Annotated in this window: 7 protein-coding genes; 5 read left to right on the top strand and 2 right to left on the bottom strand. The window is 61.1% G+C overall.

Annotation, left to right across the window (positions count from 1 at the left end; translation table 11 throughout):
* Positions 1-149 precede the first annotated feature (149 nt).
* The 4 genes from BJ6T_RS29915 (at position 150) to BJ6T_RS29900 (ending at position 6264) form a co-directional block, all read left to right on the top strand.
* The gene (locus tag BJ6T_RS29915; protein WP_240537919.1) at positions 150-1088 is read left to right on the top strand and encodes a helix-turn-helix domain-containing protein; all 939 of its coding nucleotides are present in this window, start codon (positions 150-152) and stop codon (positions 1086-1088) included.
* Positions 1089-1225: 137 nt separating this feature from the next.
* The gene (locus BJ6T_RS29910; RefSeq protein ID WP_014496283.1) at positions 1226-1939 is read left to right on the top strand and encodes an SDR family NAD(P)-dependent oxidoreductase; all 714 of its coding nucleotides are present in this window, start codon (positions 1226-1228) and stop codon (positions 1937-1939) included.
* Positions 1940-1949: 10 nt separating this feature from the next.
* Positions 1950-3029 (top strand): NAD(P)H-dependent flavin oxidoreductase, encoded by a 1080-nt coding sequence (locus BJ6T_RS29905; RefSeq protein ID WP_014496282.1) that lies wholly within the window; start codon positions 1950-1952, stop codon positions 3027-3029.
* Positions 3030-3396: 367 nt separating this feature from the next.
* Complete coding sequence (locus BJ6T_RS29900; RefSeq protein ID WP_014496281.1) at positions 3397-6264, top strand: ATP-binding protein; 2868 nt, start codon at positions 3397-3399, stop codon at positions 6262-6264.
* 280 nt (positions 6265-6544) lie between these two features.
* On the opposite strand, the gene BJ6T_RS29895 is transcribed toward BJ6T_RS29900, so the two are convergent.
* Positions 6545-7774, bottom strand: a complete 1230-nt coding sequence (locus BJ6T_RS29895) for a cupin domain-containing protein (RefSeq protein WP_028169650.1) — start codon at positions 7772-7774, stop codon at positions 6545-6547.
* Positions 7775-8492: 718 nt separating this feature from the next.
* On the opposite strand from BJ6T_RS29895, the gene BJ6T_RS29890 reads away from it, so the two are divergent.
* Positions 8493-9755, top strand: coding sequence for a patatin-like phospholipase family protein (locus BJ6T_RS29890; RefSeq protein ID WP_014496279.1), 1263 nt, complete (start codon positions 8493-8495; stop codon positions 9753-9755).
* Between the two features lie 63 nt (positions 9756-9818).
* On the opposite strand, the gene BJ6T_RS29885 is transcribed toward BJ6T_RS29890, so the two are convergent.
* Positions 9819-13178, bottom strand: coding sequence for an AAA family ATPase (locus BJ6T_RS29885; RefSeq protein WP_014496278.1), 3360 nt, complete (start codon positions 13176-13178; stop codon positions 9819-9821).
* Positions 13179-13623: the final 445 nt, after the last annotated feature.

Here is a 13623-nt window from a genome sequence, read left to right as displayed (position 1 = left end):
AACGTCGGTTGGGGGGCGATAACGGAAGTGAGCGGCTACACTGCCTGATCGCAGATGCGTGATAGGGCGGAGGCGAGAGTTGCGGTCAGCCACGAGTCCGACCACATTGACGCCGTCGAGCCCGCAGCCTGTCCAAAGGTCACGCCCGCGTGAATTTATTTGGCCGAAATCAGGAATTGACATCTCGGCCGACGCCGTCAGGCGAACGCAGCTCCAATAAATACGGCGTCGCCGGGCTGCTGGCCTCATCCGCCACGCGAGGTTGGTCAAATCTCACGGCGGAGCTTCGCAGCCACCGCGGTACGGTTGCCTGGAATAACCCCCAGCCTGATGCCGAGATCTGCGTTGATGTGCGCGGTAGCCGGTCCGTTGTCACGCGTCGGCTGGACGGGGCCATCGACTCGACCATCTCCGAACGTGGAACCATCTGGTTTCGTCCGGCCGGCGTGCAGCAAGGCCTGATCGACATGTCCGAGCCAGTGCCCGCGATTTTGCATCTTTACCTGCCGACCGGTTTGTTCTTGTCGCATGATCTGGGTGAAGGGTTCGACGCGACGGCGATCGATTCACTTCGCCACAAGGGCGGCTTCCGCGATCCACTGCTTGCCGAGATTGCCTTTGCCATCATGCTCGAACTGGAACACGAGACTTCCGCGGGCAGGCTGCTCGCCGAAACCCTGGCATTGAGTCTGGTGGCAAGATTGATCCAGAGCCATGCGGCGCCGCGGTCCGGCCTGGTCACGCCGGCCGCAGGGGAAGGGCTCGACCGACGTAGATTGGCGCGCGTGCTCGACTATATCGAAGCCAATTTGGAGGGCGATCTGACGGTAGCGCGGCTGGCTTCGGTTGCCTGCCTGAGCGAGTTTTATTTCGCGCGCGCGTTCAAGGCTGCCATCGGCAAATCGCCGCATCGGCATGTCAGTGCAAGGCGCCTCGAGCGCGCCAAGGATCTGCTCTGCGATGCGGACCGGGCCTTGGTCGATATCGCCCTCGGGCTCAGTTTTTCGTGCCAGGCCAATTTCACCCGTGCATTCCGGCGAGCCACGGGCCAGACACCGGCGCAATATCGGCGAAACCGGCTGGCCTGACCTTGTTACCGATGTAACGATCTGCATCCACCGATGGCAGGAAATGACAATAGCTGAGCAGGCGATGCAAAGCGGCATTGCCTCGATCAGGGTAACTGTTCGCCCATCCATGCACTTTGCGTGAAGGAGAAGCGAATATGACTTCCGAACGGAAGGTTGCCATCATCACCGGAGCATCGCGCGGCATTGGCGCGGGATTGCTCGAAGCCTACCGGGATATCGGCTATCACGTGGTTGCCAGTTCTCGTTCGATCGGCAGGAGCGACGATCCGTCGATGCTCGCGGTCGATGGCGATATCGCCAGCGCAAAGACGACCGATCGCATCGTGGAACTGACCATCGAGCGCTTCGGACGGATCGATACGCTCATCAACAATGCCGGCCTGTTCATTGCGAAGCCCTTTACCGAGTATTCTGAGGCCGACTTCGCCAAGATGGTCGGGGTCAATCTCGCGGGGTTTTTCAATCTGACGCAGCGGGTGGCGGCGAGGATGCTGCTCGCGGGTTCGGGTCACATCGTCAATATCACGGCCACGATCGCCGAGCAGCCGATGGCGTCCCTGGCGGCGGCGCTCGCGGCGCTAACCAAAGGCGGGCTCAACGCGATCACCCGCTCGCTCGCGATCGAGTACGCAAGCCGGAATATCCGCGTGAATGCCATATCGCCTGGTGCGATCGCGACCCCAATGCATGCGCCGGAGACGCATGCCTTCCTCGCAAGCTTGCAGCCGATGGGCCGCATGGGCGAGATACAGGAGGTCGTCGACGCCGTGATGTATCTTGAGCGAGCGGCTTTCGTCACCGGCGAGATCATGCATGTCGATGGCGGCGCGTCCGCCGGCCACTGGTAGGAGGCGTGCGATGTGGTCTAACCGACGTCTTGTTGAATTGTTCAACATCGAGCATCCGATCGTGCTGGCACCGATGGCCGGATTGGGCACGGTAGACCTTGCAGCCGCGGTCTCGAATGCCGGCGGCATGGGCTCGATCGGCTGCGCTGTCTTGACGCCTGAGCTCATTGCGAAGACCGTTGCCGAGCTACGGCGACTGACGAAGAAACCAATCAATCTCAACTTCTTCTGCCACGATGCGGCAAAGGCGGACGCCGCTCGCGAGCGTGCCTGGCATGAGAAGCTTTCGTCGTATTATCGCGAGCTGGGCATCGCCCCCGCAACGGTTGCACCGCGCCTCGATCTCGCTCCGTTCGGCGATGCCGCGTCCGCCGTAGTCGAGCAGGTCCGGCCGGAGGTGGTGAGCTTTCATTTCGGTTTGCCCGGGCCCGGATTGGTCGACCGGGTCAAGGCAGCTGGCTGCAAGGTGATCTCATCGGCGACGACAGTCGACGAAGCATGCTGGCTCGAAAAGCATGGTGCCGATGCGATCATCGCTCAGGGGTACGAAGCCGGAGGACATCGAGGCCTATTCCTCGATTCTGACGGCGAGCGCGCGATCGCCTCACAGGCCGGCACGTTCGCCCTAGTGCCACAAGTCGCTGACGCCGTCAGCGTGCCCGTAATCGCAGCCGGCGGGATCGGGGATGGGCGAGGGATCGCAGCGGCGTTCGCACTCGGGGCCGCCGGCGTGCAGGTTGGAACCGCCTTTCTGCTTTGTGCCGAGTCGGCAACGCCCCCGCTCCATCGCGAGGCTCTGCGAAATGCGCGGTTGAACCAGACTGTCGTGACCAACGTGTTCTCCGGGCGACCGGCGAGGGTTCTGGTCAATCGCCTTGCCGCCGAGATTGGTCCCTGGTCGGACGCGGCGCCGGACTTTCCGCTGCCCATGGGCGAATTGTCGCCGCTGCGTGCTGCGGCTGAGCAGAATGGAAGCTCCGATTTCACGCCACTCTGGTCAGGTCAGGCGGCCGCGCTTGCCCGCGAGATGCCCGCCAGAATGTTGATGGACTTCCTCGTGCGGGAAGCCACCAAGTCTGGAGGCAGCTGATGTCCGGCTTGGGACACCAACCCAAGTCAGGAATTGAGTCGAAGTCCGGCGTGGTTCGCTGCGGATCGGCGCGCCGGGTCGTGAGCTCTCGCGTCGCGCCACCTTTGGCCTCCGCATGGGTACCAGTTCGCTTGTAAAGCGGGGTTCGTCGTTTCCGAGTGATTGCGCCTGCGGCATGAATCGATCTCTCTCGGTTGTGTTGACCGAAACCCGAAAGTGGGATCCTGGGGGCTGCCGCGCGCTAACCGGATAGTTCGACGGCGCTTGCCCACTGCCCAGATCAGCGTTTAAGCTGATTTCCTGGAGCGGTTCCCTGATCTGATGCTGAGATTTTCTTAGGACTACTCAACCGACGGGGCAGGCCGTGATGGTGGAGCAAGGCCTACGAGCCGTCTATGAGTCGAACGGGTGGGAGATCGATCTTGCCCAGCGTGAGTTGCGGTCCCGAGGTGTTTCCGTTCCGATCGGGAGCCGCACATTCGAGATTCTGGAGATTCTGGTTCGGTCGGGCGGCGAGCTTGTCAAGAAGCGCGACCTTATTGATCAGGTGTGGCCGGTTGCGACGGTCGAAGAAAACACGCTCCATTTTCATATATCCGCCATTCGCAAGGCACTCGGCGCCGATCGCGAGTTGTTGAAGACGGTGTCCGGCCGCGGCTATCGCCTGCTCGGCATCTGGACCGTGCGGCCGGCAACCGGACCGGGACATTTACTCTACCCAAAGGAAAGTGCATCGGCGCAACCATTAGCGTCGACCAACCTGCCGCAGCCGGCTTCGGCGTTGATCGGCCGCACCGCCGAGGTCGAGGAAATCTCGAAGCTTGTCCGTGCCCACCGGCTCGTCACCCTGACCGGGGCGGGGGGCATCGGCAAGACACGGCTCGCGCTCGCGGTCGCTCGTGAATTGCTGCCGCATTTTCCAGAGGGCGTGTGGCTGGTCGAGTTCTCGCCGCTCGCTGATCCCAGTCTGGTTCCCATAGCGCTCGCTGCCGCGATCGGACTCAAGTTCGGCGGAGGTGAAATTTCGACGCAGCGCGTGGCGCTGGCACTGGCAGCGCGGCGCTTGTTGGTGGTGATGGACACCTGCGAGCATGTGATCGACGCCGCGGCGAGGATGGCTGAGGGCGTGCTGCGAGCCGGATCCTCGGCTCAGATCATCGCAACCAGTCGCGAGCCGCTCCGGGCCGAGGGGGAGCAGGTCTCCTGGGTGCAGCCGCTCTCGATTCCGACGGAGGACGCGGACGATCTCCTGGAATACGGCGCCGTCAGACTATTCATCGAACGTGTACGAGCGACCGAGCCAGGGGCGGTTCTGGATGGCCATCGGGCCAAGACGATCGCGGCGATCTGCCGGCGTCTTGATGGCATACCGCTCGCGATTGAAATGGCGGCGGCACGTGTCACGGCTCTCGGTGTCGAAGAACTCGCCGCTCACCTTGACGATCGCTTTCAGCTGCTAACCGGAGGGCGGACGGCGCTGCCGCGGCACCAAACTCTGCGGGCGACCTTCGATTGGAGCTACGAGCTACTGACGGAGCCTGAGCTGGTGCTCCTCCGCCGGCTCGCGGTCTTCGCCGGCGCCATCGACCTGGAGGCGATCTGCGCGGTGGCAACGGGCGCCGGGATCGCTTTGCCGGAAGTGGTCGATGGAATTTCAAGCCTGGTTTCGAAGTCGCTCGTTGTGGCGGAAATCGATGCCACCACGGCGCGCTACCGCCTATTGGATACGACCCATACGTATGCCCTCGAAAAGCTCGACAAGAGCGGGGAGCGGGAACGGCTCGCGCGCCGCCATGCCGAATATTACCGGGACTTGTTCGAGCGGGCTGAAGCGGAGCTGGAGATGCGCCCCACGGTCGACTGGATGGGCGACTACGGACGGCACATCGACAACCTGCGCGCGGCGCTGGGTTGGGCCTTTTCACCCAGCGGTGACGTGCAGATTGGCGCGGGGCTGACCGCGGCCGCAGTGCCCCTATGCGTCCACTCGTCGTTGCTGGAGGAATGCCACGGCCGCGTGGAGCGGGCGATCGCCGCCCTTGGGGCTGCCGTCAATGGCGACGCGCGCCTCGAGATGAAGCTGCATACCGCGCTCGGTACGACCCTGATATTTGTCACCGACGCGAAAATTCCCGCGCTCGGCGAAGCCTGGACAAAGGCGCTGGAGCTTGCAGAGAGGCTTGACGATGTCGAGCACCAATTGCGGTCGCTGCTAGGCCTGTGGTTCTTTCACCGGGTTGCCGGCCGCCTTCGCGCCTCCTTGACCGCCGCGCAACGATTCAACGCCCTTGCGGCCAGCCGGTCAAATTCGAACGATCGGCTGATCGGTGAGCGATTGATCGGCATCTCGCAGCATTGCCTCGGCGATCAACCGAGCGCGCGGTATCACCTCGAACGCATGCTCGCGCACTATGTTCCTCCCGTCCAAACGTCGCGGATCAGCCGTTTCCGGAGCAACCAGCGGGTGACCGCCGGCGCCTTTCTGGGCCGGACCCTGTGGCTGCAGGGATCTCCGGATCGCGCAATGCGCGTCACCGAAACATACCTGCGTGAGGCAACTGCCAGCAGGCACGTCAACTCGGTGTGTTACATCGTCGCCAACGCAGCATGCCCGATCGCGCTGTGGAGCGGCGATATGGATCTCGCAGACCATTACGTGACAAGGCTGATCGACCTAGCGACCAGGCATTCGCTGATGCGCTATGTTGCCTTTGCCCGCAGCCATCAAGGACTGCTTGCGATCAAGCGCGGAGATACCCCCGGCGGATTGCTGCTGCTGCGATCAGGCATCGACGAACTCGGCGACGAAGTCAACGCATCGCATCGCTATTTCCTGTTCGTTGGTGAGATGGCGGAAGGCTTGGGGCGCGTCGGGCAGGTGGGCGAAGGACTTTCGGTGGTACACGATGCGATCGCGCGCGCAGAGGAGACCGAAGAACGCTTGAGCATCGCCGAGCTGCTGCGCATCAAGGGCGAACTGCTGCTGTTGCAAGGTGCGCCGGGCGCCGCGGCGACGGCCGAGGATCAGTTTTACCAGGCGTTGAAGTGGGCGAGCCTGCAAGGCGCCCTGTCCTGGGAACTACGCGCCGCCACAAGCCTGGCACAGTTGTTTCGCGATCAGGACCGACCGGCTGACGCGAAGGCGCTGCTACAACCGATTTACGACCGGTTTACCGAAGGTCTCGACACCGCCGACCTTAAGCGGGCAAGAGGTCTCTTGCGTGATCTCGGTTGAGCCAATCTCCGTTCTTCGGGGAGCGCAGGTCGGTGTCAGCCCCAGGCCCAGCATGCTCACTTCCATCAGTGCTGCGATGGGGTACAGATGCGGGGAGATTCCATTTGTCGTATGCATTGCGATCGCAAGCCAAACTCTCTGGCCATCAGCTTCAGGAATGACGTGACTCCGCAAAAAAATCGCGTGCGGCGTTCGCGCCATCCACTTCATCGCGCAAGCGCCGGCTCGCTGCCCACCGGGCGCCCAACGAGTGCGCCGCGATGCACTCCGACTTAGGCGGCTATTCCGGCACGACCAGAGCCTTGTTCGTGCGCAGCGCGCTCATCACCTTCGGATCGAGTTTGAGATGGGCTTGCACCAGTCCCGGAGGCGTTGCCGCCATCCAGGTATCGAGAGAGAAATCGATAAAGCGGTCACTCTTGAACGTCTCGAGAAATCGAAACTTGGTCGAGCCGGTATTCTCGAGATAGTGGCCCATCGCCACCGGGACGTAACCAACGTCGCCGGCCTGCAGATCAAATGTGCGCGCCTGCCCCTGGCCGGCAAACACACCCATGCGCGCCTGCCCCTCGATGACGTAGAGCCACTCGTCTCCGTTAGGGTGCCAGTGCACCTCGCGCAATCCGCCAGGTTCGACTTCAACCAGGGCTGCTGCGGTCGTGGTGCTGATCGGAAACAAACGGGAATCGGTGATCCGGACCGTTCCGCTCTTCGTCTTGATGGGCACCTGCTCCATCATCCGCCACGTGTAGCTCGTCTCCGACGCCTTTGCGCCCGCTATGGCTTCTGATCCGAGCGGTCCCGGCAACGGAGCCAGGAAGATATAGCGCTCGCTTTCATCGGGGGTGTGGCCGAACAGCGAGGCAGGCACTCCGAAATTCTTCCCCAGCACATCGGTCGGTATGTGCTTGAACCAGTCGTTGAGCAGGAAGGTGTTGTCTTCGTCGAAATCGCCATCGTCGAACACGAGAAGAAATTCGCAGCCGTCGGGGCCGAGGCCCTGGATCGAGTGCGGAGTTCCGCCCGGGAAGAACCACAGATCTCCGACGCCGACGTCGTCGACGAAATAGCGTCCCTCGGAATCGACGGCCGTCACGCGAGCCGTGCCATAGAGCATGTAGGCCCATTCTGACGCCTTATGCCAATGCAGCTCACGCACACCGCCCGCGTTCAGGCGCATATTCACGCCGGCCATGGACTTGGCAATGCCCAGCTCACGCTGCGTGACCTGGCGGGTCCAGCCGCCCGGCTCAAGCCGCACATGGGCATCCGAGAACGAGAAGCGCAGGTTCGGCAAGGTGCCATGATCGCTCGACGGCGGTACCAGGAGATCCGGGTTCTGCCGATCCCGCATGAGATTGCGTGGACCGGGATCGGTGCCGCCGTGACCCGGTCGCTGTGGCTGAGGAATCGGGCTGCCCGCGGTTTGCGCGTGCGCCAGCCCAACGCTCGTGAGAAGACCTCCGGTAGCGGTCGCTGCCAACATATGGCGACGAGAAATGGAATCCATGCTCGGCTCTCCCATGATTCCAGGCAACAATGCTTCTGCGCACGACACCTGCGCCTGACGTCTCCGAGCGTCGTCCGTTGGAAGCAGTTCACACTATCAAAGCGGTACACTTCGATATTTCTCGTTAGCACGAGTTCCAGTGGCTTCCGGCAGGGAGAGCGCTTTGGGTCAAATGCAGTCCTCGGCTGAACCGATCGGGCAGGACAGCTATGGGCCACTTCCGGACTCATGCATTGCACCAAAACGATGTGCGCTTGCAGGTTACCGGTTACTCGAACACCTCGTCGGCGCGGGCGAGTATCGAGGGCGACACGGTGAGGCAGGGCGGCTTCGGGTCACAGGCCGACATCTGAGCAAAGACTACAAAGCGTCCGCTTTAGGCCAGTAACGAAAGTCGCGATTGGACAACAGGTCCGCGGCCATGGTCGGCAATAAATATCGTACGTGAAGTGGTTCACAAATGGACGGTTCGGACCGCGATAGGCTAGGCGGGCTCTTCGTGCGCCAGTGGGATCAGCAGATTCGAGCTCGAACATCGGCGTCCACCGCTCTGTCGCACGTACCGTATTTCGCAATGCTGGCTCTATGAGCTGTCGAAATTTGGTTCGATGGCATTCTGTGCGGCCGAGAGCCCAAGAACGACCGATCTCTCTTCACGACCCAATCTCTTCACGCGATTCAGAAAGTTGATTGGAGAACAAGCCGCACGATAAATCAGATGGAGGATCCGATGGTAAAGAGAGCGATTGCGCTCGGCGGAGGCGGTCCGGCAGCAGGATTGCACATCGGGGTTCTGGAAGCCCTTGCCAACGCAGAAATAAAGTTTGACGTGTGGGCTTTGTCCTGCATCGGCGCCTGGGTTGGGATCGTGTACAATCAGTTTGATGGAGTTGAAAACAAAGCCAGGGCGGAAAAGACCTATCAATTCTTCAAGAATGGCGTGTTTCGAGACGACGAAGGCTATAGGCGCTTTCCCATAAACACCGTATTTGGTCCGGATTGGGCAGGAAGCATGAGCAGGGCTCTGACCAGCTTCGTCATAGATCCCAAGAACTATCTGCATTTATGGGACCCATCGACCATGGTGAACGCCTTCAGGGAGTCTGTGTCGCTCTGGTTCCCTCAACAGAAGTTCACGATCCCGGACGACGGAGACATCAACAGATGGATCCTTAATCAGGTCCTGGCACCCAATCCCTTCGTTCGCTATCTCACGTCAATGATGTACTTGTCCCATGTCACTGGCCTCTCCAAGATCAACTATCCGAAGAGCCAGTTCATGAAGAGCATAAATTTCGAAGCGCTCAAAGAGCCTGGAAAGCCCATCATATTTCACAACGCCTGGAATCTTGATGATCATAAGCTCGCGTTGTTTTCCAACCGACCAATGATCCAGGAAGTCGACAAGAAGGAGTACAAAGGGCCAATCAGCGCGTCCAGCCTATGCGCGTGCTCAGCTCTTCCCTTCATCGAAGAAACAGTTGAGATCGACGGAGTTACGTACTGCGAAGGAGCGCTGATCGATACGGTCAACTTCGAGAGCTTGCTCGAGGAGCATCGTGATCTGGACGAAATATGGGTGAGCAGGATCGTCGACTCGAAGCAGGTCCGCAGACCGAAAGACCTTCATGATGCCCTGGCGAATCTCTGCCAATTATTCGCAGCGACCGTTGGCGAAGATGACGTCAGGATCTTCAAATATCACGTGCAGTACGACGAACCCAAATGGGAAGGCATAATCGTCGAGATCCAGGTGCCGGGGCACATCAATTTCAAATGGAATCACAGCAACCTCTATAACGGGCGAGTGTTGGGAAGAGCCGCTGCGGAACAAGCAATCAAGAGGTATCACGCACATGCAGACCTCGACCCGCATGATGGGCCACACTTCATAAATGAGCATCCAGAGAAGAACGACAAGGAGGGATGGCAAAAGGTGAAAGATACGTATCGTAAATGCCAAGAGCGAGCGGATGCCTAGTGCCAAAGGCAAGTAGCTCCGCGACCGCTGAACCAGACGCCAATATCTGTGATCCGGGCGGAGTTACTGCAGTCGATCGAGCAGTGCCTTCGCTTGCTTTAGATCCTGCGTTTCAAAACCCTCGGCGAACCCGGCGTAGATGGGCGCGAGCAGATTGAGCGCGTCCTTGCGTCTGCCCTGATCGACCCACAAGGCGCCGAGGTCCACTGCAACTCGAAGTTCAAGGGCCTTGGCGTGCTGGCTTCTTGCAGCTGTCAATGCGTGATCAAACAGTGATTGCGCCTCGGTGCCGGCTCCCGGTACGTCATCGAAGAGCAGCACGCGCGCCTTCAGGCGATACAGTTCGGCCTCAAATATCCGCTCGCTATTGCGGCTGGTTGTGGCAAGACCCTGTTCGATCAGCTCGAGCGTGGCTTCGCGCTGATGGCTCGACAACAAGGCCGGGCTGAGGAGCACGTATAGGGCGGTGATGCCGAGTTGATAGCCCGCGTTGCGATATTCGTTCATCGCAGCCTGGATTTCCGCGAGCGCGGCGGACGAAGGATCGAGAAAGCTGGCACTTATCCCCCGGACGGCGCGCGCCAATCCTCGCCATTGCCGGAATCCGTGCTCCTCCGACAAGGCAAGACAGCGCTCGGCATAGCCGTGCGCAGTCAGGAATTCGCCCCGAAGAGCGTGGAGAATGGACGCATAATAGCAGCCATAGGCCTGCGAATGCGGATGACCGATAGCGTCGGCACGCCGAATGGCGGTGTCCAGTCGAGCGAGCGCCGTATCGGGGCGGCCCAGCAGCCAGAGCGCCCATGACATCAGGGCAAGGTCGGCTACGCCCGCATCCTGGCCGGCGGCACGCGCCGCCAATCTGTCCTGCTCATTGCTTGCCTCGAACGCTTCGAAGGCCTGTACGATCACTTCGTGGGCCCCTGTGAGATGTCCCATGAAAAGTCGAATCATGCCTTGTCCACGCATCGCGTTGAGCAGCGTCGGTCGATCGCCGCGCGCCTCCGCGAGTTCGAGCAGCGCCGAGATCATTTCCTCGGCGACCGGCAACTCGCCGCGAATGACGCTGGCGGTGGTCAACCAGAACATGATCTGTAGTTGCTCGGGGGGATCTACGAGGCGCTGGCACAGCTCGCGCGCCCGAACGAAGATCGCCACCGCATGTGGCGACGCCGGCCCCTGGGTAGCGATCAGGCATGGCCCCAGCGCGAACTGAAAATCGAGCTCCCGTCTGTCCTTTCGAGCACCGTCGGGCAGATGGGCCAAGACCTCGATGCCCTTCCGCAAGTGTGCGATAGCTTCGAGGTTGGCGGAGCGCATGGCCGCCTTTCTCCCCGCCTGGAGCCAATATTCTCCTGCCTTTTCGAACAGTCCCGCCTCCGTTAGGTGGAGCGCGAGAGTTTCGGGTTGAGCCTCCACGATTTCCGGGAACTGTTGCTCGAACACGTCCGCGATGGTGGCGTGCAGCGTAGCGCGTCGGCTCTTCAGAAGCCCGGATTCTGCTGCGTCACGTACCAGCGCATGCTTGAAAGTATAGACCGCCCGGGGTATCTCGCCCCGGCAGAATATCAGCTCCGCTCTGACGAGCTGGGCAAGCGCCTCCTCCAGCGTCTGCCTTGGCAACTCGGCAACCGCGCTCAGTAGTTCGTAGGAGAACTCGCGCCCCACGACGGCGCCGATCTGAGCCACGTATTTCACCGGAGCCAATCGGTCGAGCCTGGCCATCAGCGATGCGCTCAACGTCGTCGGAATCGCCATCGATGGTAGCGGACGGCTGAGCGTGTAATGGTCGTCCCGCTCCTGTAGCAGCCCGGTTTCGAGCACGGCCTTCGTCAGTTCCTCGACGAACAAGGGTACGCCATCAGTACGGGCGAGAATTTGGTGCATGACCTCCTCGGGGAGCGTCTTGCCGGCGGTGACGCGCTCGACCAATGCCGCCCCGTTGCGCCGACTGAGCCGCGTGAGCGAGATCGTCGTCACATGGGCATGACCAGGCCAGGGCGGCGCGAACTCCGGTCTCGCCGTGATCAGCAGCAGCACGCGAAGCCGCGGTAGCTTTTCCAGTGTAACCGCGAGCAGCTCCAGCGAAGTCGGATCCGCCCAATGGGCATCCTCGAATATGACGAACACCGGCTGACGCGCCGCCAATGCTTCGAGCTGGGCCAGAAACGCCGCCAGCGTCATGTCCTTGCGGGTCTGCGGAGTCATGTCGGGAAGGCGATAGCGGTCGCAGAGCGGAAGCGACATAAGATTAGCCAGGGCCGGCACCACGCGGTCTGCATCGGCGCCAAACCGCAAAAGCAGAGCTTCAAGCTTGGCAAACTTCTCCGTCGGCGTCTCGCCTCGCTCGAACCGGGCGGCACGTTCGAGGTTGGCGATGAACGGATACAGCGCACTGTTGGCGTGGTGTGCCGAGCAGAAGTGCCGTAGCGTAATGTGCGGTTCGGCCTGGAGCCGCTCTTGAAGCGCCAGCGCGATATGCGACTTGCCGATACCCGGCTCTCCAGTCAGAACCACGACGCAACCTTCGCCCGACGCGGCATGCCGCCAGCGCCGCAACAGCAGCTCGATCTCCTCGTCACGCCCGATGAGCGGTGTCAACCGCGTCTTGTGCTGGGCCTCGAAGCGGCTTTCCACTCCACTGATCCCGAGCACCTGCCATGCAGGTATTGGTTCCGCCCATCCTTTGAGCGCGACAGAACCGAGATCGCGGTACTCGAAATGTCCATCGGTGAGCTGGTGCGTGCTCTCGGAAATCAGCACCATGCCGGGCTCGGCGAACTGCTGCAAGCGAGCGGCCAAGTTCGGTGTCTCACCAATCACCGCCTGCTCCTTGGCGGCGCCTTCGCCGGTCAGATCGCCCACGACGACCATTCCGGTGGCGATGCCAACGCGGACCTGTAGTCTCGTACCGATATCTGTCTGGAGATTGGCCACGGCATCGACCAGTGCCAGCCCCGCACGTGTCGCCTGCTCGGCATCGTCCTCGTGCGCCTGGGGATAGCCGAAATAGGCAAGCACGCCATCCCCCATGTATCGCGCGATGACGCCCTCACTCCGGGCGATAACATCCGCGATGCAGTCGTGATAGGCGCCGATGACTGCACGCAAGTCCTCTGGATCCAGTCGGACCGAAAGCGCCGACGAATCCACGAGATCGCAAAACATGACCGTCAGTTGGCGCCGCTCGGCACTGTCCCGCGGCGCTGGTTTGGCGGCCGTTCGGGCTGATACGAGGGCTTCACTCTTGAGTTCTGCAATTGCGCGCAGAATTTTGCGCCGGTGCCCAAGCAGGACTCCAAGGTCCTTGAGGTCCTGCTCCGTGAGATCGCTAACGACCGAGAAATCGATGGCGTTCTCGGCGAAACGCTGGGCGTACTCCCCCAAACCGATCGATGCGAGCCACTCTGCAGTACCTGTCATGGGATACCTATGGCCTATGCGATAAGAATAGCACATTGGCATAGCCTGCGAAGGCGCATCTATCGCCGGAAGCGCAGATCGCCGGACCTCTCGTCCAATTGAAAGGGCTCCGGCGAAAACTGGATGCTGCCAAGCGATGTCGCAGTTGGGTCAAACGCCGGCATCAAGCAGACGGCCACGATAGGTCTGCCATGAGCCAATAGCGGTCCTCGGCGAGACCGGACGTAATATGCACTTTGTGCCAAAATGCGGATTCAAGATGGGGGCGCAACTGACGTTCGATTTATCGCGCCGCATTTGCGAGGTGCGTCTATCGCAAACCTGTTGGTTGGCGGTTGACCGAGAATCGGGCGACGCTGATCTGTCATGTGAGATCTTGTCAGGCTCATTGTGTGGGTGGTTGTCTGAGACCCATATCAACGAAGCATTCTGCCTCTCTCCTCGC

It is taken from the genome of Bradyrhizobium japonicum USDA 6 (genome assembly GCF_000284375.1).
In the GTDB taxonomy this organism is placed as follows: Bacteria; Pseudomonadota; Alphaproteobacteria; order Rhizobiales; family Xanthobacteraceae; genus Bradyrhizobium; species Bradyrhizobium japonicum.
Note: the sequence above shows the minus strand (reverse complement) of the source record. Positions and strands in the feature narration are given on the sequence as shown.

Excerpts from the sequence above, each read along its gene's own strand:
- BJ6T_RS29895 (WP_028169650.1), bottom strand. The coding sequence starts at position 7,774 with ATGGATTCCATTTCTCGTCGCCATATGTTGGCAGCGACCGCTACCGGA.
- BJ6T_RS29905 (WP_014496282.1), top strand. The coding sequence starts at position 1,950 with ATGTGGTCTAACCGACGTCTTGTTGAATTGTTCAACATCGAGCATCCG.
- BJ6T_RS29890 (WP_014496279.1), top strand. The coding sequence starts at position 8,493 with ATGGAGGATCCGATGGTAAAGAGAGCGATTGCGCTCGGCGGAGGCGGT.
- BJ6T_RS29900 (WP_014496281.1), top strand. The coding sequence starts at position 3,397 with ATGGTGGAGCAAGGCCTACGAGCCGTCTATGAGTCGAACGGGTGGGAG.
- BJ6T_RS29910 (WP_014496283.1), top strand. The coding sequence starts at position 1,226 with ATGACTTCCGAACGGAAGGTTGCCATCATCACCGGAGCATCGCGCGGC.
- BJ6T_RS29885 (WP_014496278.1), bottom strand. The coding sequence starts at position 13,178 with ATGACAGGTACTGCAGAGTGGCTCGCATCGATCGGTTTGGGGGAGTAC.